This window comes from Nocardia sp. XZ_19_385, from assembly GCF_015355755.1.
Classification (GTDB): domain Bacteria; phylum Actinomycetota; class Actinomycetes; order Mycobacteriales; family Mycobacteriaceae; genus Nocardia.
The window spans coordinates 659,651-686,121 of sequence record NZ_JACVEE010000004.1 but is presented as its reverse complement, the minus strand read 5'-3'; the positions used below and the strand labels follow the sequence as shown (position 1 = coordinate 686,121).

At 67.0% G+C, this 26,471-nt stretch carries 17 protein-coding genes and 1 rRNA gene; 8 read left to right on the top strand and 10 right to left on the bottom strand.

The window, feature by feature from the left end:
* From IBX22_RS32065 to IBX22_RS32050, 4 genes are all read right to left on the bottom strand, one after another.
* A 16S ribosomal RNA gene (locus tag IBX22_RS32065) occupies positions 1-388 on the bottom strand; the annotation flags it as partial.
* 444 nt (positions 389-832) lie between these two features.
* Complete coding sequence (gene bioD / locus IBX22_RS32060) at positions 833-1,522, bottom strand: dethiobiotin synthase (RefSeq protein ID WP_194819478.1); 690 nt, start codon at positions 1,520-1,522, stop codon at positions 833-835.
* Positions 1,519-2,673 carry an 8-amino-7-oxononanoate synthase gene (locus tag IBX22_RS32055; RefSeq protein WP_194819477.1) on the bottom strand — a complete coding sequence of 385 codons (1,155 nt, stop codon included), beginning with the start codon at positions 2,671-2,673 and terminating at the stop codon, positions 1,519-1,521. Before IBX22_RS32055 ends, bioD begins: the two co-directional genes overlap by 4 nt.
* A gap of 681 nt (positions 2,674-3,354) precedes the next feature.
* Positions 3,355-4,632 (bottom strand): adenosylmethionine--8-amino-7-oxononanoate transaminase, encoded by a 1,278-nt coding sequence (locus tag IBX22_RS32050; RefSeq protein WP_194819476.1) that lies wholly within the window; start codon positions 4,630-4,632, stop codon positions 3,355-3,357.
* Positions 4,633-4,852: 220 nt separating this feature from the next.
* On the opposite strand from IBX22_RS32050, the gene IBX22_RS32045 reads away from it, so the two are divergent.
* The 3 genes from IBX22_RS32045 (at position 4,853) to treY (ending at position 10,441) form a co-directional block, all read left to right on the top strand.
* Positions 4,853-5,806: a helix-turn-helix domain-containing GNAT family N-acetyltransferase gene (locus IBX22_RS32045; protein WP_194819475.1), complete on the top strand. Its 954-nt coding sequence runs from the start codon at positions 4,853-4,855 to the stop codon at positions 5,804-5,806.
* Between the two features lie 93 nt (positions 5,807-5,899).
* Positions 5,900-8,020 carry a glycogen debranching protein GlgX gene (gene glgX, locus IBX22_RS32040; RefSeq protein WP_194819474.1) on the top strand — a complete coding sequence of 707 codons (2,121 nt, stop codon included), beginning with the start codon at positions 5,900-5,902 and terminating at the stop codon, positions 8,018-8,020.
* A 6-nt stretch (positions 8,021-8,026) separates the two neighbouring features.
* Positions 8,027-10,441 carry a malto-oligosyltrehalose synthase gene (gene treY, locus IBX22_RS32035; protein WP_194819473.1) on the top strand — a complete coding sequence of 805 codons (2,415 nt, stop codon included), beginning with the start codon at positions 8,027-8,029 and terminating at the stop codon, positions 10,439-10,441.
* Here the strand turns inward: treY and IBX22_RS32030 are convergent.
* Both IBX22_RS32030 and IBX22_RS32025 read right to left on the bottom strand, forming a co-directional pair.
* Positions 10,331-11,650, bottom strand: a complete 1,320-nt coding sequence (locus IBX22_RS32030) for a DUF2235 domain-containing protein (RefSeq protein WP_194819472.1) — start codon at positions 11,648-11,650, stop codon at positions 10,331-10,333. The genes treY and IBX22_RS32030 overlap by 111 nt on opposite strands.
* 145 nt (positions 11,651-11,795) lie before the next feature.
* Positions 11,796-12,350, bottom strand: a complete 555-nt coding sequence (locus tag IBX22_RS32025) for an MspA family porin (protein WP_228539803.1) — start codon at positions 12,348-12,350, stop codon at positions 11,796-11,798.
* 171 nt (positions 12,351-12,521) lie between these two features.
* On the opposite strand from IBX22_RS32025, the gene IBX22_RS32020 reads away from it, so the two are divergent.
* Positions 12,522-15,230, top strand: a complete 2,709-nt coding sequence (locus IBX22_RS32020; RefSeq protein ID WP_194819470.1) for an AAA family ATPase — start codon at positions 12,522-12,524, stop codon at positions 15,228-15,230.
* A gap of 4 nt (positions 15,231-15,234) precedes the next feature.
* On the opposite strand, the gene IBX22_RS32015 is transcribed toward IBX22_RS32020, so the two are convergent.
* Positions 15,235-15,474, bottom strand: a complete 240-nt coding sequence (locus tag IBX22_RS32015; RefSeq protein WP_194819469.1) for a hypothetical protein — start codon at positions 15,472-15,474, stop codon at positions 15,235-15,237.
* Between the two features lie 107 nt (positions 15,475-15,581).
* On the opposite strand from IBX22_RS32015, the gene IBX22_RS32010 reads away from it, so the two are divergent.
* Both IBX22_RS32010 and ilvA read left to right on the top strand, forming a co-directional pair.
* The gene (locus IBX22_RS32010) at positions 15,582-16,016 is read left to right on the top strand and encodes a nitroreductase family deazaflavin-dependent oxidoreductase (RefSeq protein ID WP_194819468.1); all 435 of its coding nucleotides are present in this window, start codon (positions 15,582-15,584) and stop codon (positions 16,014-16,016) included.
* Positions 16,017-16,081: 65 nt separating this feature from the next.
* Positions 16,082-17,437 carry a threonine ammonia-lyase IlvA gene (ilvA, locus tag IBX22_RS32005; protein WP_194819467.1) on the top strand — a complete coding sequence of 452 codons (1,356 nt, stop codon included), beginning with the start codon at positions 16,082-16,084 and terminating at the stop codon, positions 17,435-17,437.
* A gap of 118 nt (positions 17,438-17,555) precedes the next feature.
* Here the strand turns inward: ilvA and IBX22_RS32000 are convergent, their stop codons facing one another.
* Together IBX22_RS32000 and treZ are read right to left on the bottom strand one after the other, a co-directional pair.
* Positions 17,556-18,806, bottom strand: coding sequence for a serine hydrolase domain-containing protein (locus IBX22_RS32000; protein ID WP_194819466.1), 1,251 nt, complete (start codon positions 18,804-18,806; stop codon positions 17,556-17,558).
* A 74-nt stretch (positions 18,807-18,880) separates the two neighbouring features.
* Complete coding sequence (gene treZ / locus IBX22_RS31995; RefSeq protein ID WP_194819465.1) at positions 18,881-20,611, bottom strand: malto-oligosyltrehalose trehalohydrolase; 1,731 nt, start codon at positions 20,609-20,611, stop codon at positions 18,881-18,883.
* Between the two features lie 212 nt (positions 20,612-20,823).
* Between treZ and IBX22_RS31990 the strand changes: the two genes are divergently transcribed.
* Positions 20,824-21,441 carry a class I SAM-dependent methyltransferase gene (locus IBX22_RS31990; RefSeq protein ID WP_194819464.1) on the top strand — a complete coding sequence of 206 codons (618 nt, stop codon included), beginning with the start codon at positions 20,824-20,826 and terminating at the stop codon, positions 21,439-21,441.
* Positions 21,442-21,555: 114 nt separating this feature from the next.
* Positions 21,556-22,566, top strand: a complete 1,011-nt coding sequence (locus IBX22_RS31985; RefSeq protein ID WP_194819463.1) for a tetratricopeptide repeat protein — start codon at positions 21,556-21,558, stop codon at positions 22,564-22,566.
* A 21-nt stretch (positions 22,567-22,587) separates the two neighbouring features.
* Here IBX22_RS31985 and dnaE read toward each other — a convergent pair whose 3' ends face one another.
* Positions 22,588-26,139 (bottom strand): DNA polymerase III subunit alpha, encoded by a 3,552-nt coding sequence (gene dnaE / locus IBX22_RS31980; protein WP_194819462.1) that lies wholly within the window; start codon positions 26,137-26,139, stop codon positions 22,588-22,590.
* Positions 26,140-26,471 lie beyond the last annotated feature (332 nt).

The following is a 26,471-nucleotide window of genomic DNA, read 5'->3' as shown; positions in this document are numbered from 1 at the left end:
CGCTGCATCAGGCTTTCGCCCATTGTGCAATATTCCCCACTGCTGCCTCCCGTAGGAGTCTGGGCCGTGTCTCAGTCCCAGTGTGGCCGGTCACCCTCTCAGGTCGGCTACCCGTCGTCGCCTTGGTGAGCCGTTACCTCACCAACAAGCTGATAGGCCGCGGGCCCATCTCGCACCGATAAATCTTTCCACCACCGACCATGCGATCGGAGGTCATATCCGGTATTAGACCCAGTTTCCCAGGCTTATCCCGAAGTGCAAGGCAGATCACCCACGTGTTACTCACCCGTTCGCCGCTCGTGTACCCCGAAAGGCCTTACCGCTCGACTTGCATGTGTTAAGCACGCCGCTAGCGTTCGTCCTGAGCCAGAATCAAACTCTCCGTTGAAGACTCTCAACCAACCCCCGAAAGGGCTAATCAGAAGTAAAAACTAGAGTCCGAAAACCTAGCAAAGCCAAACACCAGCAAAAGATTGCTGATATTTCAATGTCCAACCATTCCAACCGGGGGGTATGAAATGGCTGGCACCAATAAAATTATTGGCACTGACATTCATCGACACACTATTGAGTTCTCAAAGAACACACGCACACACATCCGCCACTCGATCTCTCGGGGGTTTCAGCGAGGCAACTTAAACAGCTTAGCCCAGCCAAGCACCCAGAACCTAATCCGGGGTCTCAGTCGAGCTAGTGTGATCAGCCAAGCGCTCCTCGTACTACCTCGTTTCCCAGGCCGTTAGGCTCCGGGTCGGTGTCCGTGTCGCTCTGACTCGATAAAAGTTACGTGCCGGTGGACGGGAAGTCAAATCCGCTGGTCAGGGGGCCTGACTCAGTGCGAAACGGCGAACGCCCGGTCCGCGAAGCCCGGCTGGAACCATCCCGGAGCCGTCGCAGTGAAACGCGGCCTGTCCCATTTGCCCGCTCCCGCCGGAATCGAGCCCACGAGATCGACACCGGTGAGCCGCGGCAGATCGGTCCGATTGCATTCGGCGGCCAGATCCGGCTCGTCGGGCCAGGACCCGATGACCAACCCCGCGCAGGAAACCCCCGCGGTCGCCAGCATCCGAGTGGTCAACTCACTGTGGTTCAACGTGCCGAGGCCGGCGGCCGCCACCAACAGCACCGGCGCATCGAGGGCGCGGGCCATATCGAGCAGCGTGAAGTCGCCGATCCGAACCAGCAGTCCCCCGGCGCCTTCGAGCAGGGTGAGGTCGGCATCGCCGAGCGTTTTCACGGCGGCGACCGTCTCCTCCAGCGTCAGCAGCGGCTGACCGCAGCGACGAGCGGCGGTGTCCGGCGCGAGCGGGTCGGGGTATCGAGCCAGCTCGAGCGAACGTGTCACACCACTGAGCCGTGCGATCTCGGCCAGATCGCCGGGTTCCCCTGGCGCGACGCCGGTCTGCGCTGGTTTGCAGACGGCGACGGACAGACCGGCGGCCGTCGCGGTAGCCGCGAGGGCCGCGGTCACGACCGTCTTGCCGACATCGGTCGAAGTTCCCGTGACCAGCAGAACCGTCATGCGGGCACCACCGCGAGACCGCGAGCTTCGGCCAGCGCCTCGCCTAGAACGGTGGCGATGGTGTCGAGCTCGGCCGCGGTGAGGTTGGCGCGAGCAGTGAGGCGCAACCGCGACGTGCCCTCGGGAACCGAAGGCGGACGGAAACATCCGACATCGAGCCCGCGAGCCCGACAGGCCTGCGCCGCATCGAACGCCACCTGCGCCTTACCGAGCACGACCGACACCACCGCCGACGGCGGCGCGGGCACGCCGGCGATCCGCGCGATATCGGCCGCGCGCTCCAGTACTCGCGCGGCCATCTCCGGTTCCCGGCGCAGCAGACCCAATGCCGCGCGCGCCGCACCGACCGCGGCGGGAGCCAGCCCGGTGTCGAAGATGAAGGTGCGCGCCGCGTCGATCAGATGTGCCCGAACTCGCTCGCTGGCCAGCACCACCCCACCTTGGGCGGCGAACGCCTTCGACAGCGTGGCGGTTACGACCAAGTCGGGCTCTCCGGCCAGACCCACTTCTTGCACGAGTCCGCGGCCACCGGCACCGCGCACACCGATGCCATGCGCTTCATCGACGATCAACACCGCGCCATTCGCCCGGGTGACGCGATGCAGCTCGGCCAGCGGCGCAAGATCACCGTCGGCACTGAACACCGAGTCGGTGAGGACGAGCGCGCGTTCCTCGGCACGAGTAGCCAACAGCCGATCAACCGCGTCGACGTCACAGTGCGCGGCGATTTCGACGCGAGCCCGAGACAGTCGGCACGCGTCCACCAGCGAGGCATGGCTGCCGGCATCGGAAACAACCAGCGCACCGCGCCCGGCCAGCGCGGTCACGACACCGAGATTCGCGGTGTACCCGGAGGAGAAGGCAAGACCAGCCTCAGCACCGACGAACTCAGCCAGTTCGGCTTCGAGCTGCTCATGCTCAGCCGTGGTGCCGGTAACCAACCGGGAACCGGTAGACCCCGTCCCCCAACGCCGCACCGACTCGATCGACCCCGCGATCACTTCGGGGTGCCGCACCAGACCCAGATAGTCATTGGAGGCCAGGTCAATCGACGCCGACTGCACCGCTCGGGGCCGCAGCGCCCGACGCAATCCCGCGCCGACCCGCGCCTCCGCCCGCTCGTCCAACCAACTCAAAGGATCGGTAGTCACAGGTACGCACCTTACTTGAACGCCGTTCAGGTTGGTATCCCCAAAAGCGCCCCATCCCCACCAGCCAACAAACCCCGTGTGCCCACCACCCACCCCGCCGACATCAAGATCACCAGGCCCTCACGGCGGGCGCGATTCGAACAATGCCGCCCTCAGAGCCTGGTGATCTTGAAGGCGACCACCTCGACCCTGGCGTCCAAGATCAGCCAGCCAAGACGCACGGCGAGACCCACACGGCATTGCCGCCCACAGAGCCTGGTGATCTTGAAGGCGACCCGCCTCGACCCTCGCGTCCAAAATCAGCAGGCACTCACGGCGGGACCCACACGGGCGATGCCGCCCACACAGCCTGGTGATCTTGAAGGCGACCACCTCAACCCTGGCGTCCAAGATCAGCCGGGGCTCACGGCCCCACACGGGCGATGCTGCCCACAGAGCCTGATGATCTTGAAGGTGCTCGCCTCAACCCTCGCGTCCAAGATCAGCAGGCACTCACGGCGGGACCCATACGGGCGATGCCGCCCGCAGAGCCTGGTGATCTTGATTGCGGCCCGCCTAGACCCTGGGGTCCAAGATCATTGGGACTCATGGAGACCCACACGGGTGATGCCGCCGAACTCGCCAGCGAGGGCGACGAAGCGCTGCGGGACATCGAAACCTTGCCGCTGATCCAACGCCCGGTTATGTCGGCTGGGCTTTGGTGGCGGCGAGCATTCCGGCGGTGATGGTGGCGATGTCCGCCGTGGTGCTGATGAAAGGGGGCATCGCGTAGATGTTGTTGCGGAAGGGACGGAGCCAGACGCCGGCGGTGACGGCCGCGGTGGTGGCGGTGCGCATGTCGACCGGGTGGTCGAGTTCGATTACGCCGATGGCGCCGAGGACACGGACTTCGCGGACGCCGGGGAGGTTGCGGGCGGGGGCGAGGCCGGTGCGGAGTTCGGATTCGATGCGGCGGACCTCGGTGCGCCAATCCCGTTGCAGGAGAAGTTCGATCGAGGCGATCGCGACGGCGCAGGCGAGGGGGTTGCCCATGAAGGTGGGGCCGTGCATGAGGCCGCCGTGGCCGGCGCTGATGGTTTCGGCGATGTGCGAGGTGCACAGGGCGGCGGCCAGGGTGAGGTAGCCGCCGGTGATCGCTTTGCCGACGCACATGACGTCCGGGCTGACGGCGACGTGGTCGGCGGCGAAGAATTCGCCGGTGCGGCCGAAGCCGGTGGCGATCTCGTCGAAGATCAGCAGGACGCCGTGGGCGTCGCAGAGCCGGCGCAGGTCGGTGAGGTAGCGCGGGTCGTGCCAGCGCATGCCGCCGGCGCCCTGCACCACCGGTTCGACGATCACGGCGGCGAGTTCGTCGGCGTGCTCGGCGAGCGCGCGTTCCAGTTCGGCGACGTAGGCGGGCTGGTAGTCGGTGGGGGGCATCGGCACGAAGACCTGTTCCACCAGGACGTCGGTCCACAGCGCGTGCATGCCGCCGTCGGGGTCGCAGACGCTCATCGGGCTGAAGGTGTCGCCGTGGTAGCCGCCGCGCCAGGTGAGCAGGCGGCGCTTGCCGGGTTTTCCGAGGGCGCGCCAATACTGCAGGCACATCTTGACGGCGACCTCGACCGAGACCGAACCCGAATCGCAGAGGAACACCTTGTCCAGACCGGCGGGCGAGAGTTCGACGAGGAGTTCGGACAGCCGCGCGGCCGGTTCGTGGGTGAGGCCGCCGAACATCACGTGACTCATCCGCTGCGACTGCTCGATGAGCGCCGCGTCGAGAACCGGGTGCCGGTAACCGTGCACGGCCGCCCACCAGGAGCTCATGCCGTCGACGAGCTCGCGGCCATCAGCCAGGGTGAGCCGGGTGCCGGAAGCGCTTGCGACCACCAAAGGTTCGGTCGTCGCAGGGAAACCGCCGTACGGATGCCAGACATGTTTGGCGTCGATAGCGGTGATCTCATCAGGGGTCAGTGCCACAGGAATCCTCGCGGTGCAGTGACCCGCCCCGGCCTCGCCGAGACGGCTTGAACGCCGTTCAAGTTACCACCGGAGCACCACCAATACGAGCGAGTCCGGAGGGCGGGCCGGCACCGCGTGGTGCAACCGCGAGGCGGATCTGTGGATTCCGCACTATCCCAGCGACGGCCGACCTATTCTTTGACTCAGTCAAACATCTCGGTCGACCATTGGAGCCGTCATGACCGCTGTCGTTACCGGGGCTTCCGCCGCCGAAATCGCTGCTGTCCGTGCGTTCAACCGCCGCTATACCGAAGTGATCGGTGTGCTGCGGGAGGGGCTCGTCGACACCGAGTACTCGCTGACCGAGGCGCGAATTCTGTTCGAGCTGGCCACTTCTGGATCCACCGAGGCGATTCGGTTGCGTAAGACGCTGGGGCTCGACCCGGGATATTTGAGCCGGATCCTGACCCGGTTCAAGAATCGGGGGTTGATCGAGAGCAGTCGCTCCAGCAGTGATGGGCGGCGGCAAGAGGTGCGGCTGACCGATCGTGGCCGGGCGGAGTTCGCGGTGCTGAATCAGCGCTCCGGGGTCGATGTTCGCAGGCTGCTGGAGCCGCACCACCCGGCGGAGCGGGCGAAATTGATTCGTGCCATGACGACCATTCAGCAGATCCTGGAGCGGCCCGAGGCGGCCGCCGACAGTCCACCGGTGACGATCCGGGCGCCGAAGCCGGGTGACTACGGGTGGGTGATCCAGCGCAATGCGGCTCTGTACGCGGCCGAGTACGGCTGGGATGCGAGCTACGAGGCGCTGGTCACGAAGATCGTCGCGGATTTCCTCGAATCCCATGACGACAGCCGGGAACGCGCGTGGATCGCCGAGGCCGGCGGGACTCCAGTGGGCGCTGTGTTCTGCGTGGCCGACAGTAAGACCACCGCGCGGCTGCGGTTGCTGCTGGTCGAGCCGTCGGCGCGCGGACTGGGCGTGGGCTCGGCGCTGGTCGGCCACTGTCTGCGGTTCGCGACCGATGCCGGATACACCGACATGGTGTTGTGGACCAACGATGTGCTGGCGGCAGCGCGGCACATCTATCAGCGCGCCGGATTCGAACTGGTGGAATCGGCTCCGCACCACAGCTTCGGGCACGACCTGATCGGGCAAACCTGGCGTCGCGCCCTCCGCCCGGAGTGACGGCCGCCACCCCGCGCAACGCAGGCTACCGATGACGCTGTGTTTACCCACCCCGTCGACTCCGTCGGCTCCCATCCGCCTAGGGTCGGAGACATGCCCCAGCCCGACCCAGCGCCCGGCGAGCTGACACCGCTCGGTGTCTGGCCGGGCACCGCGTACCCGCTGGGCGCCACCTATGACGGTGCGGGCACCAATTTCTCGGTGTTCTCCGAAGTCGCCGACGCGGTCGACCTGTGCTTGATCGCCAAGGACGGCACCGAGACCCGGGTGGCGCTGGACGAGGTCGATACTTACGTCTGGCATGCCTATCTGCCGACCATCGGTCCCGGTCAGCGGTATGGGTACCGGGTGCACGGGCCCTTCGATCCGGAGCGCGGATTGCGTTGCGATCCAAGCAAATTGCTGCTCGACCCGTACGGCAAGGCGTTCGACGGCGAATTCGGCAACGATCCGTCGCTGTACACCTTCGGCCTGGATTCCCTGGGGCACACCATGACCGGGGTGGTGATCAACCCGTTCTTCGACTGGGGCGCCGACCGTCCGCCGAATCGGCCATATCACGAGACGGTGATCTACGAGGCGCACGTCAAGGGCATGACGATGACGCACCCGAAGATCCCCGAGGAACTGCGCGGCACCTACGCGGGCATCGCGCATCCGGCGATCGTGGCGCACTTGAAAGCGCTGGGCGTCACCGCGATCGAGCTGATGCCGGTGCACCAGTTCCTGCACGACCGGATCCTGCTCGATCAGGGCCTGCGAAACTATTGGGGCTACAACAGTTTCGGTTACCTGGCGCCGCACAACGAGTACGCGGCCAGCCCGCGCGGCGGCGCGGCGGTCACCGAATTCAAGGCGATGGTGCGTGCGTTGCACGCCGAGGGCATCGAGGTGATCCTCGACGTGGTCTACAACCACACCGCCGAGGGCAACCATTTCGGGCCGACCATCGGTTTCCGCGGCATCGACAATGCCGCGTATTACCGGCTGGACGAACAGAATCCCGCACACTACGTCGACTACACCGGCACCGGAAACAGCCTCAACGTGCGGCATCCGCACACCTTGCAGCTGATCATGGATTCGCTGCGCTACTGGGTGCTGGACATGCATGTCGACGGATTCCGCTTCGACCTGGCCGCGACACTCGCCCGCGAGCTACACGACGTCGACCGCTTGTCGACCTTCTTCGATCTGGTGCAACAGGATCCGGTGGTCAGTCAGGTGAAGCTGATCGCCGAGCCGTGGGATGTCGGTGAGGGCGGCTACCAGGTCGGCAACTTCCCGGGCCAGTGGACCGAATGGAACGGCAAGTACCGCGACACCGTCCGCGACTATTGGCGCGGCGAACCGGCGACGTTGGGCGAGTTCGCCTCCCGCCTGACCGGCTCCTCGGATCTCTACGAGGCGACCGGCCGCCGCCCCAGCGCCAGCATCAACTTCATCACCGCGCACGACGGCTTCACCCTGCGGGACCTGGTGTCCTACAACGAGAAACACAACGAAGCCAACGGCGAGGACAACCGCGACGGCGAAAGCTACAACCGGTCCTGGAACTGCGGGGTCGAGGGCCCGGCCGATGATCCGGAGATTCTCGCGTTGCGCGCCAAGCAGTCCCGCAATCTGCTGGCCACGCTGGTCCTCAGCCAGGGCACGCCGATGCTGGCCCACGGCGACGAGATGGGCCGCACCCAGCACGGCAACAACAACGTCTACTGCCAGGACTCGGAACTGTCCTGGATGGATTGGTCGCTGGCGGAGACGAATTCGGAGCTGCTGGACTTCACCCGGCGCGTGATCGCCTTGCGGACAGCGCATCCGATATTCCGCCGGCGCCGCTTCCTGGCCGGCCGGCCGGTCCGCCACGCCGGTGATGTCCACGACATCGTCTGGCTCACCCCGACCGGCGTGGAGATGACCGACGCGGACTGGGACAGCGGGTTCGGCAAAGCCCTGGCCGTGTATCTCGACGGCCACGGCATTCCGGAGCCGGGCCCGCGCGGCGAACGGATCACCGACGACTCGTTCCTGCTGTGCTTCAACGCTCACGACCACGCCGTCGATTTCGTCATTCCGGGCATCGATTACGGTGCCGAATGGTCTGTCGCGCTGGATTGTTCGGTGCCCGGCGGACACGCCGAGGCCACCTATCCGGCGGCCGCCACGCTCGCTGTTCCTGCCCGTTGTCTGCTCGTCCTCCGCTGTGCCGAGTAACCGCCTATGACTCATGACACCGATCCACTGAAAAGGCCCCGCATCCGGGCCCGTTCGACTCCGGTCCGCAGCACCTACCGGTTGCAGCTCCGGCCGGACGCCCTGACCTTCGCCGATGCCCGCGCCATCGCGGAATACCTACAGCAGCTGGGTATTTCGCACCTATACCTATCCCCCATCCTGACCGCGGCGCCGGGCTCGACGCACGGCTACGACGTCACCGACCCCACCACCGTCTCGGCGGCACTCGGCGGTCCGCTCGGCTTCAAAGCGCTCGCCGACGAAGTCCGCAGCCGCGGTATGGGTTTGATCGTGGATCTGGTGCCCAACCATGTCGGCGTCGCCGATCCGCGACAGAACCCGTGGTGGTGGAACGTCTTACGCAACGGCCCCGAGTCGAAGTTCGCACACTTCTTCGACATCGACTGGAGCCCCGCCAACGGTGCGGGCGGACGGCTGGCGCTGCCGGTGCTGCAGAGCGAGAACGATCCGGCCAAGCTGACCGTGGACCGTTCCGGACCGGAACCCATGCTGGCCCTGCATGATCTGCGCTTCCCGATCGCCCCGGACACCGACGGCGACAACGCGCTGCGCATTCACGACAAGCAGCATTACCGCCTGGTGAGCTGGAAAGCGGGGTTGTGCACCTATCGCCGGTTCTTCGCGATCAGCAGCCTGGCCGCGCTCCGCCAGGAGGATCCGGAGGTCTTCGAGGCCACCCATCGGGAGCTGGCCGCCTGGTGCGACCACGGCCTCATCGACGGCGTGCGAGTCGACCATCCGGACGGATTGTCCTATCCCAGCGCGTATCTGGCGAAGCTGCGGCAGCTGATCGGCCCGCACCGGTTGCTGCTGGTGGAGAAGATCCTGGCCAACCGGGAGCCGCTGGATCCGACCCTGCCGGTCGACGGCACCACCGGCTACGACGCGCTGGCCGGGCTCGGCGGCGTACTCATCGACCCGGCGGGTGAGCAGGCGCTGACCGACCTGTCCCGCCGCGTCGCCGGCCACGGCAGCGACCGCGCCTGGTTCGGCGAAACCGAGCATCGCATCAAACGCGCGGTGGCGGAGACGATTCTCGCGCCGGAGATCCGCCGGCTCGTCGAGGCGATCAAACGCGATGCGGGAGTGCCGGATTCGGACACCCTGGCGCTGACCAACGCCACCATCGAGGTACTGGCTTTCATGCCGGTGTATCGCGTGGAGTACGCGCCGCTGGCAGGCATGACGGGGGCGATCATCGCCGAGGTGGAGCGGCGCAACACCGAACTCACCCCGCCCCTTTCGGTGCTGGTGGCAGCACTGGCCGCCGACGGCGAGGCGGCGGTGCGGTTCGGTCAGGTGTGCGGCGCGATGACCGCCAAGGCCGTCGAGGACACCATGTTCTACCGGGCCGCCCGGCTGGTGTCGCTGCAGGAGGTGGGCGGCAACCCGGCCCGATTCGGCCACTCGCTCAACGAGTTCCACCTTGCCAATATCGATCGCGCGCAGCGCTGGCCGGCCACCATGACCACGCTGTCCACGCACGACACCAAGCGCGGTGAGGATGTGCGGGCGCGGATCGGGGTGCTCTCGCAGGTGGCGAGCACCTGGTCGCGCTCGGTCGACTCCTGGCTGGAGCTGACGCCGGCGCCGGACGGTCCGACCGCACTGTTCCTGCTGCAGAACATGTTCGGGGTCTGGCCCGCCGACGGCCGCCCGGCCTCCTCGGTGCCGGGCCTGCGCGAGCGGCTGCATCTGTTCGCGGAGAAGGCCGTTCGCGAGGCGGGCACCCGATCCTGCTGGGAGGACCCGGATGCCGAGTTCGAGGCCGCGGTGCACGGCTGGATCGACGCGGTCATCGACGGCCCGGTCGGCGCCGAACTCAGCGACCTGACCCACGACCTGGCCCCGCACGCGTGGTCGGATTCGCTGGCGCAGAAGCTGCTACAGCTGTGCGGCCCTGGCATACCGGACCTCTACCAGGGCTGCGAACTGTGGGAGGACTCGCTCGTCGACCCGGACAACCGGCGCCCGGTGGACTTCTCCGCCCGCACCGGCATGCTGCAATCGCTGACCGGCACACCGGCATTGGATCCCAGCGGCGCGGCGAAGATGTGGATCGTCGCCTACGCGCTGTGGCTGCGCCGGGAACGGCCCGACTGCTTCGTCGGCGGCACCTATCAACCGCTGTTCGCCACCGGGGAGCAGGCGCGCCGGCTGGTGGCCTTTACCCGCGGGCGGGTGGGTGAGGCCGCGGAAGTGCTGGTGGCGGCCACCCGGCATTCGGTCGGGCTCGCCGAAAACGGCTGGACCGATACGACTTTGGAGCTACCGCAGGGCACCTGGACCGACCGGCTCACCGGTCACACGTTCTCCGGCCGAACTCGGCTGGAGAAAATGTTCGCCCGGCTGCCAGTCGCTCTGCTCGTGCGAGCCTGAGGAGTCACAGGTGTCCGGCGTGACCGTGGTCGCGTCGAGGGCCGGGATCTTCTCGATCAGTTCCGCCGGGAACGCGCCGCCGAGATCTTCCTGCCAGTGCCGCAGGTTGTAGGGCTCGTAGCCGGAGGTTTCGTCCACGGTCGAGGCCAGCAGGACGCCGTGATCGTTGTTCACGCGCAGCCGGCGCCAGGAGTTCCAGTAGAACCGGGCCGGAATCGGCCCGCGCGGACCGAGTTGGCTGATCGCGCCGCGCAAAGTGCGCAATGCGTTGAGCACTACGTAAACCGGGCCGAGCGAATTGTGCCGCAGCAGGTGCTTCTCCTTGCCCGCGCAACCCTCCGACAGGTTGTCGAGGCGTACGCGGTCGAAGGCCAGGCCCTCGGCTTCGGCCTCGCCGACCATCCAGCGCAGGGTGATGTCGGACAGACCGCATTCGGCGTATCCGCCACCGATGTCGCTGTGCACGCCCTCGAACCAGACCTGCTTGACCCGGTCGTTCCCGCGGCGCTTGATGCGGCGGTACTTGCGCTCCAGTTCGACCGGCACCTGCCACAGGCACGGCTCGAAATTGCGCCGCCGCTCATCGATGGCCAGCGCCTGGCGCGCGCACAGCACCCGCTCGGACAGATCGGTGTTGTGGAAGCGGTGCCGCCACGCGGTCAACCCGGGCACGCCGAGCGCGCCGACGGTGTCGAATACGCCGATGAAATCGATGTCGAAGCGCGGATAGCTGTGGTCGGCGCGGAATTTCTGCCAGTCCGTCTCGGTCGGCGGTTTGCGCCACGGCAGTTTCTTGCCGCGTCGCCGATACATCGTGAATGCCTTCGGATAGAAACCGCCGATCATCGATTCGGGGGTCATGATCCCGATTCGATCGATGAGCCCGATCAAGCTGCGGGCGGTGTAGGCGCCGCGGCTGAAGCCGAAGACGAAAATCTCGTCGCCCGGCTCCCAATTGACCGCGACCTGCCAGTACGCGGCCGACAAATTGGCTTCCAGACCCAGCCCGAACGCGCCACCGAACAAGCGGTCCGCGGTGAATCCCCTTGCGCCGGGACCGGATACGTAGATGACGTGCTGACGCACCGGCTGCCCATCCGGACCGGGCGCGTGCGGCCGGACCGATTGCGCGATCTTGATGATATTCGAGACCGTATCGCTGTTCTCGGCTTTCCAGGTGCCGTCACAGCAAACCACCAGGCGTTTCATAGGTAAATCGTCCCCTCTGATCCCCGTCGAAACCTGCGTACCCGACTACCCGAATCATCGGGATCGGCGCAGCGTTCGTTAGTTGCATACCGAAAAAGCCCCGGCTATGCCAGGGTTTTACGAATTCGGATCGAGTAGGGGTGCGCTACATCCAGGTGGGTTCGCCGAAAACGGCACCGGAATCGTCGGTGTCCTCGGATTCCAGCAACACGTAGGTGAACTGCCGCAGCGTCACGGGGCCGGTGCAGGAATTGACCACGATGTGAAAATCGCGCACACCCAGGTAGATGACCTTGCCCGCGACCATCTTCTTCTCCCGGATCACGACTTCCTTCACTTCCCCGGCGCTGAGGTTGATCGTGGCGACCGGATTGGGGTTGAAGGTTCCGAGTGGGCTTTCCGAAAAGGGGAGGTCGTCGGGGGTGACGCCGACGAGGGCGGAACCGAGGTCCACGGCGCATCCGACGTGGTATCCGACCTGAATCTTGCCGGTGCTCGCACCCTCGAGCCGGCCGTAGGCGACGCCACTGACCAGCACCTCGCGGGTGGTGCCGATCATGTTGAGCGGGGGGATCCGGTTGATCGTCTCGTCGCGGCTGCCCACCATGAAAGTGAGCCCGTTGGGCGCGAGATAGGACCGTTCGTGCGGGGGCATACTGACGGCTTCCCCGTCTGCCGACGGCGCCACGAGCGACGTCATGCCAACCATGACTAGTGACCCGGCAAACGCCAGGCACGCTCTGCTGAGATACGACGGCATGTGAAGTGACTGTAGTAGCAGATCGCTATGTGAAACGGGTGTGACACGGCTACAGCTCGGCCACGGACGGAACTGATGATCGCCTGTCCGGCCGCCGGATACGGTGTGGGCATGCTCCATGGACGAGAAGCCGAACAAGCGGAGATCGATCGGCTGCTCGCCCAGGCGCGCGAGGGCCGCAGCGGCGCGCTGATCCTGCGCGGTGAGCCCGGAATCGGCAAGACATCGTTGCTGGATTACGCCGCCGCCCAAGGCATTCCGACGGTGCGCAGCGCCGGTATCGAATCCGAGGCGGAGTTGCCGTTCGCGGCGCTGCATCTGCTGCTGCGCCCGGGCCTCGCCCTGACCGAAACCCTGCCCGCGCGGCAGCGCGCCGCCTTGCACGCCGCGTTCGGCCTGGGCGACGGCGAACCCGCCGACCGCATGCTGGTCGGGCTCGCGGTGCTGTCGCTGCTGGCCGAGGAGTCCACGGAAGGGCCGCTGCTGTGCCTGATCGATGACGCGCACTGGCTGGACCGGGCGTCCGCGGAAACGCTGCTGTTCGTCGCGCGCCGGCTCGAGGCCGAGGGGGTGGCGGTCATCTTCGCGACCCGCGCGGGTGCGCGCGATTTCCCCGCGCCGGGCCTGCCGGAGCTGACCCTGACCGGCCTGCGCCAGGAAGCGGCGGCGGCGCTGGTGGACAGCCGGGCTCCCGACCTCTCCCCCGCCGTGCGGTACCGCCTGCTGACCGAGGCCTATGGCAACCCGCTGGCGTTGCTGGAGCTGCCGGCCGTGCTGGCCACCGAGGCGCCGGGTTCGGGACCGAATCCGCTGCCGCTGACCCAGCGCCTCCAGGTCGCCTTTCACGGCCAGGTGAGCCGGATGCCGGCCGCGACCCGGACGCTGCTGGTAGCCGCCGCGGCGGCCGGAACCGATGACCTCGCGACGATCCTGCGGGCCGCGACGGCGCTCGGCGCCCAGCTGGCCGACCTGCAACCGGCACAGGATGCCGGGCTGGTGCACAGCGACGGGCGGTCGCTGGGATTCCGGCACCCGCTGCTGCGGTCGGCGGTCTACCAGGGCACACCGCTGGCGCAGCGCCTGGCCGCCCATGCCGCGCTGGCCGCGGCGCTCGTCGCGCCGGAGGAAGCCGATCTGCGCGCCTGGCACCTCGCCTCCGCCGCCACCGGTCCCGATGAAAACACCGCGGCCGCACTGGAAGACAGCGCGGAGCGGGCCCGGCGCCGCAGCGGGTACTCCGGCGCGGTCGCCGCCTACGAGCGGGCCGCCGGATTGAGCACCGACCCGGCCGCCCGGGTCCGCCGGCTGGTGGCGGCGGCCGAAACCGCGGGTGAGGCCGGGCAATTGGATCGCGCGGGCGACCTCGCCGAACGCGCGGCCGCCATGATCGGACCGGAACACGGCGACGACGAACCGGCAACGCTACTGCGCGCTCGACTCGACCTGGTGCGCGCGACATCGGAATTCGGTGCGGGCAAACCCTTTTCGGCGCACCACCGGCTGCTCACCGGCGCGGAGGCAGTGCGCACCCAGGATCCGGTGCGCGCGGCCCGCATGCTCGCCCAAGCGGTACACGCCGCCTGGTACCTCGGCGCCGGAGAACTCGCGCAGGTCGCCGCCCATCTGACCACCCTGGCCCTGCCGGACACCGAACCGCTGGCACACATCACCCGCTACACCGTGGCCGCGATCGAGGGCCGCTACACCGTCGACCTGCGCGCCGCCGCTGCCGGCGCCCGCCGCACCGGCGCGGACAGCCCACGCGATCTGGTGCAGATGTGTGGCGCGGGTTTGGTTGTGGGACAAGATGATCAGGTCACCGATCTGGCGCGTGAGCTGATCGCCGAATGCCGCGAGCAGGGTCGTCTCGCGCTGCTGCCCACCCTGCTGTTCTTCCGCGCCGAAGCCGAAACCTTTCTGGGTCGTCCCACCGAGGCGCGGCTCGCGGCGACCGAGGGATTGCGCATCGCCGCGGACATCGGGCAGTCGCATTGGGTCAGTCAGCAATCGGCGTGCCTGGGGTATCTGGCCGCGCTGGAAGGCCGCGAGCAGGACTGCCGCGACCTGGTCGGCCAGGCACTGGCCGCGCCTCTCGGCGGCGCCGACGCCCCGGGCGCCACCTGGGCACATGCGGCGCTCGGCCTGCTCGAGCTGGGCCAGGGCAAGGTCGACAGCGCACTGACCCGGTTCGAACTACTGGCGGAGGAGCCCGCCGCCCACCATGTGATCGGGTTGCGCACCCTGCCGGATCTGATCGAAGCCGCTGTCCGCCTGGGCAATTCGAAGCGCGCGGAGGAGGCGCTTCAGCGCCTCGAAGCATGGGCCGAACGATCGGGCCGGTCCTGGGTCGCCGCGCTCGCGCACCGCTGCCGGGCACTGGCCGGGCCGGATGCCGAGGCGGAGCACAACTTTCAGGCAGCGCTGGAGGTGGGCGGCAGACCTTTCGAGCAGGCTCGCACGCAGCTGCTCTACGGCGAATGGCTCCGGCGCACCCGGCGAAAGGTCGACGCCCGCAACCAATTACAACCGGCCCTGGAAACGTTCGACCGGCTCGACGCCACACCTTGGGCCGACCGCGCCCGCACCGAACTCGCCGCCCTCGGCGTCGGCGCCACGGCCCGCCCGGCCGCCGGGGTCCTGGCGGCCCTCACCCCGCAGGAACTCCAGATCGTCCGGCTGGCGGCGCAGGGCATGTCGAACCGGGACATCGCGGCGCAGCTGTTCCTGAGTCCGCGCACGGTGGGGCATCACCTGTACAAGGCGTATCCGAAGCTGGGGGTGGTGTCGCGGGGCGAACTCGCGGCGCTGCCGCTGGAGTGAGCGCTCAGTGCGCGGCGAGAACCTGATGGGTGCGGCGAGGCGGGCTCGAACGCCGCGCTCCGGCGGACCCGAGAGCCCAGCGCCCGGCGGCGACAGCCGCGCCGACCAGCACCGCTACCTGCAACGAGCCGATGACCAGGGCCAGGATGAGACCGGCCAGCAAGCCCGCGGCGAGCGCCTCGAGCTTGAACACCGGCCACGCGGAACCCGCGATATCGACCGTGTGGGGGTAGACCGTCTTCATATCGTCAGGATATACGGATAGCGAAGTTCGGTCTACCAAACTTTCGGCTGTGTGGGGAACCTGACAGCTCCGGGAACACGATCGGTCCGGCGGGCGTTTTCCTGGTTATGCCACTTACAGGAGAATACGCACCGAGCACCTCCGATTGGGCCCGTGAGCAGGCCGAAACGTATGAGAACTCCGGCGGCACCGAGGGCACGATCCTGCAGGGCAAACCGGTTGTCCTGCTGACCACCAAGGGCGCCAAGACCGGCCTGCTGCGCAAGACACCGCTGATGCGGGTCGAGCACGACGGCGAGTACGCCGTAGTCGCCTCGCTGGGTGGCGCGCCCAAGCACCCGGTCTGGTACCACAACATCAAGGCCAACCCGCAGGTCGAGCTGCGCGACGGCACCGTCACCAAGGACTACACCGCGCGCGAGGTCACCGGCGACGAGAAGGCGCTGTGGTGGGAGCGGGCCGTGGCGGTCTGGCCGGAATACGCCAATTATCAGACGAAGACCACCCGTGAAATTCCGGTTTTCGTGCTTTCACCCGTGTAACCGATAAACCGGTTCTCCCCCACCCGCCGCGTCTGCTCGACGCGGCGGGTGGCAGCATATTTCGGGTGTCCAATCCGCTTGATGTGATCGACGATCTGTCCAATACCCGTCCGGCGCTCAGCGCGGACGAGATCGACGCCGCCGCCAAGCGAATTTCCGACATTATCGAGCCGACTCCGCTGCAGTTCAGCCCCCGGTTATCCGCCCTGTCGGGCGCGCAGGTCTACCTCAAGCGAGAAGACCTGACCGCGGTGCGCTCCTACAAGCTGCGCGGCGCCTACAACCTGATCGTCCAGCTCACCGCCGACGAACGCGCCGCCGGTGTGGTGGCGGCCAGCGCCGGCAACCATGCGCAGGGTGTGGCATACGCCTGTAAGGCGATGGGGATCAAGGGCCGGATCTACGTGCCGACCACCACGCCGAAGCAGAAGCGCGACCGCATCCGGGTGCACGGCGGGGAGTTCGTCGAGCTCATCGCGATCGGCGAGACCTACGACGCCGCGGCCGCGGCGGCCGTCGACGATGTGGCCCGTACCGGCGCGACCATGGTGCCCCCGTTCGACGATCCGCGCACCGCAGCCGGGCAGGGCACCATCGCCGCCGAAGTGCTCGAACAGCTCGGTGTCGCACCGGATTTGATGGTGGTGCCGGTGGGTGGCGGTGGTTGCCTGGCCGGTATCGGCACCTATCTGCGCGAACGCGCGCCGCACACCGCGATTCTGGCCGCCGAGCCCGGTGGCGCGGCCTCGATGACCGCGGCGCTGGTCGCGGGCGGGCCGGTGACGCTGCCGGAGATCGATCCGTTCGTCGACGGTGCCGCGGTGCGCCGCATCGGCGAGCTGCCGTACGCGGCGGCCGCCAGTTTCGGCGGCCGGGCCCGCTCGCACGCGTCCCTACCGCTACTAACGTCGACCGAATCCCCCAGCGGCGCAGGCTCTTTCCGCGTAATGCAGGTCGACGAGGGCGCGATCTGCACCGCCATGCTGGAGCTGTATCAGAACGAGGGCATCATCGCCGAGCCGGCCGGTGCGCTGGCGGTCTCGGCGCTGGCCGAGGTCGAGGTGACGCCGGGTTCCACGGTCGTGTGCCTGGTGTCCGGCGGCAACAACGATGTGTCCCGCTACGGCGAGATCATCGAACGTTCGCTGGTGCACCGGGGCCTCAAGCACTACTTCCTGGTGGACTTCCCGCAGGAGCCGGGCGCGCTGCGGCGCTTCCTCAACGAGGTGCTCGGCCCGGACGACGACATCACCATGTTCGAGTACGTCAAGCGCAACAACCGGGAAACCGGTGCGGCGCTGGTCGGTATCGAACTCGGCGCGCCGGACGGGCTGGAGTCCCTGCTGGAGCGCATGCGGGAATCGCCGATCCAGTGTGAGCGGCTGGAACCGGGTTCCCCGGCTTACCGCTATCTGACGTAAGTACCGACTTCCGCCCGGTCCGCTGCCACTCGGACCGGGCGGGGTCGTAGCGACTGCTTGCAGGTCGCTCGAAAGGGCCTGCAGCGACTGCTTGCAGGTCGCTCGGAAAGGGTCGGTTCTACGCCGCGGCCTCGCGTGGCGGCTCGACGGCGACACGCTTGCTCGCGCGCAGGCAATTCATGGTCAACGGCAGCAGCCACATGGCCGACATCTGGTCCAAACCCATCTGCGGCAGGGTCAGCCGGTTGTGCACGAAGCCGACCGACAGGCCCAGGCGTGGTTCCACCCAGCCGAACGAGCCGCCGAGACCGATGTGGCCGAAGCCGCCGCGAGCGCCCGCGGTGGGCAGCGAGTGGTAGCCGAGGTGCCACATCATCGGGATGTAGAACAGGGTGCGGTCGACCTTGTAGCTGCGGATCCGGCGGATCGCCTTGACCGTGTGTGGCGAAAGGTATTGCTGCCCATCGGGAGTGCGGCCCTCGACCAGTGACCCGTAGAGGGTGGCCAGGCCGGACGCGGTGCAGACGCCGTTGCCCGCGGCGAGTTCGGTGGCCAGGATCGGCGGGAATTCGCCCTCCAGAATGCCTTCCATGCCGGGCATGAACAGGGCGCGTGCCGCGGCGCCCGCGGCGCCGGGGAAGCCGTAGGAGCGACCCAGGATGAGTGCGCCGAGCGGTCTGCCGAGCATTTTCAGCTGATTGCCGGCCAGCGGCGCGTAGGTCGTCGGGGCGGCGGCGGGCGGGCGGCCGAGATGGATGCCGTCGGTGCCGAGCGGTTCGGCGACTTCGGTGCGGAACAGGGTGGCCATGCTCTGCCCGGTGACCGCGCGGGCCAGACCGGCCAGCAGCCAGCCCAGGGTGAGCGCGTGATAAGCCGGAAAGCCCAGGAGGTGATCGGGTTTCGCGGCCGCGAGCCGCTGCTCCATCAGCTGGTGGTCGAGAACCTCGGTGGCTTGTGTGGCTAGGTTGCTGATCCCCGATAGGCCGGCGCTGTGCGTCAGCACCTGCGCCACGGTGATGGAACCCTTACCGTTGGCGGCGAATTCGGGCCAGTATTCGGCGACCGGGGCGTGGTAATCGATGAGCCCGCGGTCGGCCAGGCGGTGGATGACCGTCGCCGCGATGCCCTTGGTCGCGGAGAAGATGATCGCGCCGGTGTCCTCGGTCCAGGGCTTCCCGGCGGCCGAGCCGGTGGCGATGTCGACCAGGGTCTCGCCGTGGCGGCGCACCACCAATCCCGCGCCCGCGCCGCGGCGTTGCCCGAAGGTGCGGGCGAAGGCCTTGACCAGCGGTCCGAACTCGACTGCCGCGCTACCACCCACCCCCTCCGGAAGTGCGAGTAGGTCCCCGGACGAAGCCACGTTGCTCATTACTCCACGGTAATGGCGGAGATCACACCCGGCAATGTCCGTCTCGGACAGTTATTGCCTTGGGCGATAACGATTTACGCACGTGCCAGCTGGTCGGTTTCGCCGATGGTGAAGGAGTGAGCAGGGAGAACAGTGTGTCCGGAGCGTTGTTCCGTCGGCGCCCAGGACAGGAGTTCGGTTCCGGTCACCGGGATTTCGACCGGGTCGGCCGAGAGGTTGCAGAGCAGGCGCAGGGGGCCGCGGTGCACGACCAACCAGCGGGCGGCCTCGTCGTAATCGACCCGGACCTGCGCGAGCCAGGGGTCGGTGATCTCGGATCTGGTGCGGCGCAGGGCGATCAGGTCGCGGTAGCAGGCCAAGAGCCGGGAGTTCTCGGACTCCTTCCAGTCGAGTTTCGACCGCAGGAAGGTCTGCGGGTCCTGCGGATCCGGCACGTCGCCGGTGGACCAGCCGTGTTCGGCGAACTCGGCTTTGCGACCGGACGCCGTCGCCGCGCCGAGCACCGGATCGGTGTGGGAAGTGAAGAACTGGAACGGGGTTCGCGCACCCCACTCCTCCCCCATGAACAGCATCGGGGTGTACGGGGAGAACAACACCAGCGCCGCTTTGATGGCGAGCTGACCGTCGGTGAGGTAGGCGCTGGGGCGATCACCGAGCGCGCGGTTGCCGATCTGATCGTGGGTGCAGGTGTAGGCCAGTAAGGCGCTGGCGGGAATCAGGTTTCGGTCGATCGGGCGGCCATGGGTGCGGCCGCGGAAGCTGGAATGCGTTCCGGCGTGGAAGAACCCGTGGGTGTAGGTCTGCGCGAACGTCGCCAGGGAGCCGAAATCGGCGTAGTAGCCCTGCCTTTCGCCGGAGACAGCGGTGTGGATGGCATGGTGCAGGTCGTCGTTCCACTGGCCCGCCAGCCCGTAACCGCCCGCCGCACGCGGAGTGACCAAACGCGGATCGTTGAGGTCGCTTTCGGCGATCAAAGTGAGCGGCCGCCGCAGGTGTGCTGCGAGAGTTTCCGTCTCGGTGGCCAATTCGGCGAGCAGGTGGCTGGCGGTGCGGTCGACGAGGGCATGGACCGCGTCGAGACGGAGTGCGTCGATGTGGAAGTCACGGAACCAGCGCAGCGCGTTGTCGATGATGAAGCGGCGCACCGTATCCGAGCCCGGGCCGTCCAGGTTCAGGCTCTGGCCCCAGGTATTACGGCCGTCGGTCAGATACGGGCCGAAGCGGGGCAGGTAATTGCCGGACGGCCCGAGATGGTTGTGGACGACATCGAGCGCGACCGCCAGTCCCTTTGCGTGACAGGCATTCACGAATCGCTGCAAGCCGTCCGGACCGCCGTAGGGTTCGTGCACCGCATACCAGAGCACGCCGTCGTAACCCCAGTTGTGGATGCCGTCGAACGCGTTGACCGGCATGAGCTCGACCACGGTGACACCGAGGTCGACCAGGTGATCGAGACGCTCGATGGCCGCATCGAAGGTGCCGTCCGGGGTGAACGTTCCGATATGCAGCTCGTAGAAGACCGCACCCGGCAGCGGACGACCGGTCCAGTCGGCGTCGGTCCACGCCTCGGGATCGAGAGCGTGCACCGCCGAGCACTCGTGCACCCCGTCGGGCTGTCGAGCCGAGCGCGGATCCGGCAACACAGTGGGGTCGTCGTCGAGCAGGAAGCCGTATCGAGCGCCGGGCTCAGCGGACACTGCCGCCCGCCACCATCCGTCAGCGGATCGCAGCATCGGATGAACGGCGCCTGCCAGTTGCAGCCGCACCGACTCCGCCCGCGGAGCCCATACCTCGAACCCGGTCACCGCGCCAGCATCGCACGTAGGGCTGCGCCGCCGCCCTGCGACCTGGCAGTCTCGCGTTGCCGGCAGATCGGGCAGGCGCAGGCCGGGCAGGCGGCGCAAGCTGGGAAGACGCGCGCAGCGCAGGCCGGGTAGCAGCGCAGGCTTGGTAGCGGCTCGAGATTTCCGGGTGATCACCTATGGTGTGGGACCGGCCGGGGCGGCACAGTGGTGGGGTGGGAATCTACGGTGATCAGATCGTGCCGCGGCTTGTCGATGTCGCCTGCGGGATGGGGATCAATGATCCGCAACGCAAGCGGGCCTGCGCCGGGCTGCACGGACGCGTGGTGGAGATCGGGTTCGGATCGGGCCTGAACGTGCCCTTCTATCCGGACACTGTCACCTCGATCAGCGCGGTGGAACCCGCCGACCTCGGCTGGAAGCTCGCGGGAAAACGGCTGGCCAAAGCGACGGTGCCGATCGAGCGGGCCGGGCTGGACGGCCAGGCGCTGCCGTTCGCCGACAATAGCTTCGATTCCGCGCTGTCGACCTGGACGCTGTGCACCATCCCCGATGTTATGACCGCGCTGAGCGAAGTGCGCCGAGTCCTGGTGCCCGGCGGCACTTTCCATTTCGTCGAGCACGGCCTCGCGCCGCACCCGAGCGTGCAGAAATGGCAGCACCGCCTGAACCCGATTCAGAAGGCCTGCGCCGGTGGCTGCCACCTGAACCGCAACATCCGCGGACTGGTCGAGACAGCGGGCCTCGAGATCCGCGAGGTCGAGGAGTTCTATGGCGAGGGGCCGAAAGCTGTTGCCGCCCTGACTCTCGGGGTCGCGACCTCGCCGGATTAGACGCCGTCGAGTGCCCCGGCCGCGAACCGGGCCGTGTTACGGTGCCTGCCGGAAAGTGGTTGAGCAACTTGGGTTCTCGGCCTCGGGTTGCGCACAACACGGGAGGATCGGCCGATGCGGCGAAATGTGCACACCGTGTTCGCGGCACTCACGGCAGGCGCGGTCGCGAGTGGAATGGAGCCGCTGCGGGAGGTCGTCTCCGAGGAGTTCGAGGTGCTCCGGAACCTGCTCACCGCCCGCTACGTGGACATCTCCGAACTCCCGCCGGCGGAATCAGATCCGAGGATGGCTCATTGGGACTGGCCCGAGGAAATCTGGCAGTCCGAAATCGACTTCGACAAACAGGTGCTGATCGCCGCGAAGCAGCTGCTGGCGCTGGCGCGGTGTGCGCTTGTCGAGCATGCCGAAACCACTGGCGACACCGCGGTCATGATCCGCCTCGGCGCGGTCTCCGAAGAGCTGGGTGAGCTCACCCAGGCCGAGGAGTGGTACACCAAGGCCGCGGAACTCGGTGACCCCGAGGCGATCGATCCCCTTGTCGCTCTTTTGAAGCAATGGGATCGGGCCGACGAAGCCGAGGAGTGCCTGCGCCGTGCCACCGATGCGGGTAACACGGCTGCGATGATTTCCCTGGCGATGCTACTCAAAGAGCGGGACTCGATTTTCGAGGCCGATATGTGGATCCGCAATGCCGCCGAACTCGGTGACAGCAGCGCGCCGAACCTGCTGATGATGCTGCACCATGGAAAGAACGCGCTCCGCACTTCCAGTTGGTACCTGGAAAACTCCGAAGCCGGTGACCCGAGACCGATGCGCTTTCGCGGGGATGAACTCCGCGACCAGGGGGCGGTCGCCGCAGCCGAGGAGTGGTACCGCAAGGCGATCGACGCAGGTGACGCCATCGCGATGTTCAACCTGGCGCTACTCCACTTCGGCCAAGGCAAAGTGGACTCGGCCGAGGACTGGTGCCGCAAGTCCGCCGAAGCCGGCTACCCGGCGGCCATCACCGGTCTCGGGAATCTGCTGTGCGGACAAGGCCGCGGAGCTGAAGCCCGCGGTTGGTACCACGCGGCCGTCGCACTCGGCTGCCTGACCGCCGAGAAGCAGCTCGCCCACCTGGAGTAGTGCGCGAACTGCAACCCGCTCCTAGACCCCCAGGCAGTTCGGGCCGAGTAGCGCCTTCAGATCGCCCATCAGTGCCGAGGACGGCGAAACGCGCAGGTTGTCACCCAGTTTCATCAGGGTGGTCCGCTCGCGGGCGCCGACGTGGCGGACGTGGACGTCGGAGGTGCCGGGGTGCCTGGTGAGCACCCGCTTGAGTTCGCCGATCTTGTCGGGCGTGCACATGCGGGTGGTCAGGATGACCGAGAGCGGTTTGGCGACCCCGATCGAGGACAGGTCGGGGACGACGAGATCGTTGGCGATCAGCGAGATCCGGTCGTCGCGGACCGAGACCCTGGCCTTCACCAGCACGACCGCGTCCTCGACCACGTCCATGCCGAACACCGAGTACGACTGCGGGAAGAACAGCACCTCGACGCCACCGGTCAGATCTTCCAGCTGCGCCGAGGCCCAGGCCAGACCGTTCTTGTTGATCCGGCGGTTCACCGAGGCGAGGATGCCGCCGATGGTGACCTGGGCTCCGTCGGAGACATCGCCTTCCAGGATCGCCGGGATCTGGGTATCCACCTGCGCGGCCAGCACATGTTCGACACCGTTGAGCGGATGGCCGGAGACGTAGAGGCCGAGCATTTCCCGCTCCAGGGCGAGCTTGTGCTTGGTTTCCCATTCGTCGTCGGGGACGGCGACATTGAACACCGAGCTGATCGAGTCGTCGGCGTCCACGCCGCCGAACAGATCGAACTGGCCGATCGCCTCGGCCTTCTTGGTGGTCATCACCGCGTCGATGGCGTCGGAGTGGATCAGCAGCAGGCCCTTGCGGGGATGCCCGAGCGAATCGAAAGCGCCCGCCTTGATCAGGGATTCGGTGACCTTCTTCGTGCAGGCCACCGCGTCGATCTTGTTCAGATAGTCGGAGAAGTCGGTGAACTTCGACTTCTCCTTGCGCGCGGTGATGATCGAGGACACCACGTTGGCGCCGACATTGCGGACCGCGCCCAGGCCGAAGCGGATGTCGGTGCCGACCGAGGCGAAGTTCATCTCGGATTCGTTGACGTCGGGCGGGAGCACCGTGATGCCGAGGCGGCGGCAGTCCGACAGGTAGACCGCGGCCTTGTCCTTGTCGTCACCGACGGAGGTGAGCAGGCCGGCCATGTATTCGGCCGGATAGTTGGCCTTGAGATAGGCGGTCCAGAAGGAGACGAGACCGTAGCCGGCGGCGTGCGACTTGTTGAACGCGTACCCGGCGAACGGAAGGATGGTGTCCCACAGGGCCTTCACCGCGGCCTCGGAGAAGCCGTTGTTCATCATGCCCTCGCGGAAGCCCTTGTACTCGGCCTCCAGCACCTCGAGCTTCTTCTTACCCATGGCCTTACGCAGCGCGTCGGCCTTACCCATGGAGTAGGAGGCGACCTTCTGCGCGATGAACATGATCTGTTCCTGATAAACGATCAGACCATAGGTTTCGGCGAGGATGTCGGCGAGCGGCTCCTCCAGCTCCGGGTGGATCGGGGAGATGGGCTGGCGGCCGTTCTTGCGATCGGCGTAGTCGTTGTGCGCGTTCATGCCCATCGGGCCGGGGCGATACAGCGCGAGCACGGCGACGATGTCGTTGAAGCCGGTCGGCTGCATGCGGCGCAGCAGATCGCGCATGGGGCCGCCGTCGAGCTGGAAGACGCCCAGAGTGTCACCGCGGGACAGCAATTCGTAAGTCGCGGGATCATCCAGGGGCAGGTTGTCCATGTCGAGGTCGAGGCCTCGATTGTTCTTGATGTTCTCCAGGGCGTCACCGATGACGGTGAGGTTGCGCAGACCCAGGAAGTCCATCTTCAGCAGGCCGATGGCCTCGCACGACGGGTAATCCCAGCCGGTGATGATGGCGCCGTCCTGGGCGCGCTTCCAGATCGGGATCGTGTCCAGCAGCGGCTCGGAGGACATGATGACCGCGCAGGCGTGCACGCCCGCGTTGCGGATCAGGCCCTCCAGGCCACGCGCGGTCTCGTAGATCTTGGCGACATCGGGGTTGGAGCCGATGAGTTCACGGACCTCGGCGGCTTCCTTGTAGCGCTCGTGATCCGGATCGGTGATGCCGGCGACCGAGATGTCCTTGGCCATGATCGGCGGCGGCAGCGCCTTGGAGATCTGGTCGGCGATCGCGAAGCCGGGCTGGCCGAACAGGACTCGCGCGGAGTCCTTGATCGCGGCTTTGGTCTTGATGGTGCCGAAGGTGATCACCTGGGCGACGCGGTCGCTGCCCCACTTCTCGGTGGCGTAGCGGACCATCTCACCGCGGCGGCGATCGTCGAAGTCGATATCGATATCGGGGGCGGACGGGCGTTCCGGGTTCAGGAACCGTTCGAACAGCAGGCCGTGCGGGATCGGATCGATATTGGTGATGCCCAGCGCGTAGGCGACCAGCGAACCGGCGGCCGAACCACGGCCCGGTCCGACGCGGATGCCGACCTCTTTGGCGTGCTCGACGAGGTCGCCGACGACGAGGAAGTAGGCCGGGAAGCCCTTCTGCTTGATGACGTCGAGTTCGAAGTAGGCGCGGGAGTAGTACTCCTCGGGAACCGTGCCCCCGGCGAACCGGCGCGCCAGGCCGCGGTCGACTTCCTTGCGCAGCCAGGAATCCTGGTCCTCGCCCTCGGGGACGGGGAACACCGGCATGCGGTCCTTGAAGGCCCACACGTCGTCGTAGGGCTGGATGCGTTCGCCGATCAGCACCGTGTTGTCGCAGGCGTCGGGTACTTCGGCGTCCCAGATCGCCCGCATCTCCTCGGCGGACTTCAGGTAGTAGCCGTCGCCGTCGAATTTGAAGCGGGTGGGATCCGAAAGCGTCTTGCCGGTCTGAATACACAGCAGCGCTTCGTGGTTGGTGGACTGATCCTTGGTGACGTAGTGGCAGTCGTTGGTGGCCAGCGCCGGAATGCCCAGCTGCTTACCGACATTGATCAAGCCCTCGCGGACCCGGCGCTCGATGGACAGGCCGTGGTCCATCACCTCGAGGAAGAAGTTGTCCTTGCCGAAGATCTCCTGCCACTTCGCGGCGGCCTCGAGGGCTTCGCGGTCGTGGCCCAGGCGCAGGCGGGTCTGCACCTCGCCGGAGGGGCAGCCGGTGGTGGCGATGATGCCCTCGGCGTACTGGGCGATGATCTCCTCGTCCATACGGGCCCACTTGCCCAGTTGACCCTCGAGGGAGGCCAAGCTCGACAGTTTGAACAGGTTGCGCAAACCGGTCGCGTTCTCGGCGACCATGGTCATATGGGTGTAGGCGCCGGAGCCGGAGACGTCGTCGCCCTTCTGGCTCGGATCGCCCCACAGCACGCGCTTGGTGTCGAAGCGGGAGGCCGGCGCGATGTAGGCCTCGATGCCGATGATCGGGGTGATGCCGGCGCTCTTCGCGGAGTTGTAGAACTCCGAGGCGCCGTACATATTTCCGTGGTCGGTCATGCCGACCGCCGTCATCCCGAGCCGTTTCGCCTCCGCGAACAGTGGAGAAATCTTGGCGGCACCGTCGAGCATGGAGTACTCGGTGTGGTTGTGCAGGTGAACGAACGATCCGGACGAGGCAGCCAAGACGGTCCTTCCCTCCTTAGTCTCAACGGGGGTTGGCGGTTGGGGAACAATGGCGGGCGGTGGGTAACAAGGGCGGGCGGTTGGGGCTCCAACGGCCGGTAGCGACCGTTGGAGTCTATGCAAATTTCCGAGGGTCTGAAACGACCAGAGCGCCGGGCCTGGACGATCTTTGGCAAGCTTCCAGGCAAGGTGCCGCAAATCACCTGCGCACCACCCATACTCGACGAAAATCCGCCAGGCAGTGTCGTAAGACACACGTGTCGCAATAGCTGATGGCCGGGCGAGGCGAGCGCGCCGTGACACCCCGGGTTCGGTCTGCGCCCATAATCAGC

What these genes read in the sequence shown, in the direction of transcription:
- bioD (WP_194819478.1), bottom strand. Translation starts at nt 1,522, where the DNA reads ATGACGGTTCTGCTGGTCACGGGAACTTCGACCGATGTCGGCAAGACG.
- IBX22_RS32045 (WP_194819475.1), top strand. Translation starts at nt 4,853, where the DNA reads ATGACCGCTGTCGTTACCGGGGCTTCCGCCGCCGAAATCGCTGCTGTC.
- glgX (WP_194819474.1), top strand. Translation starts at nt 5,900, where the DNA reads ATGCCCCAGCCCGACCCAGCGCCCGGCGAGCTGACACCGCTCGGTGTC.
- treY (WP_194819473.1), top strand. Translation starts at nt 8,027, where the DNA reads ATGACTCATGACACCGATCCACTGAAAAGGCCCCGCATCCGGGCCCGT.
- IBX22_RS32030 (WP_194819472.1), bottom strand. Translation starts at nt 11,650, where the DNA reads ATGAAACGCCTGGTGGTTTGCTGTGACGGCACCTGGAAAGCCGAGAAC.
- IBX22_RS32025 (WP_228539803.1), bottom strand. Translation starts at nt 12,350, where the DNA reads ATGACGTCGCTCGTGGCGCCGTCGGCAGACGGGGAAGCCGTCAGTATG.
- IBX22_RS32020 (WP_194819470.1), top strand. Translation starts at nt 12,522, where the DNA reads ATGCTCCATGGACGAGAAGCCGAACAAGCGGAGATCGATCGGCTGCTC.
- IBX22_RS32015 (WP_194819469.1), bottom strand. Translation starts at nt 15,474, where the DNA reads ATGAAGACGGTCTACCCCCACACGGTCGATATCGCGGGTTCCGCGTGG.
- IBX22_RS32010 (WP_194819468.1), top strand. Translation starts at nt 15,582, where the DNA reads ATGCCACTTACAGGAGAATACGCACCGAGCACCTCCGATTGGGCCCGT.
- IBX22_RS32000 (WP_194819466.1), bottom strand. Translation starts at nt 18,806, where the DNA reads ATGAGCAACGTGGCTTCGTCCGGGGACCTACTCGCACTTCCGGAGGGG.
- IBX22_RS31985 (WP_194819463.1), top strand. Translation starts at nt 21,556, where the DNA reads ATGCGGCGAAATGTGCACACCGTGTTCGCGGCACTCACGGCAGGCGCG.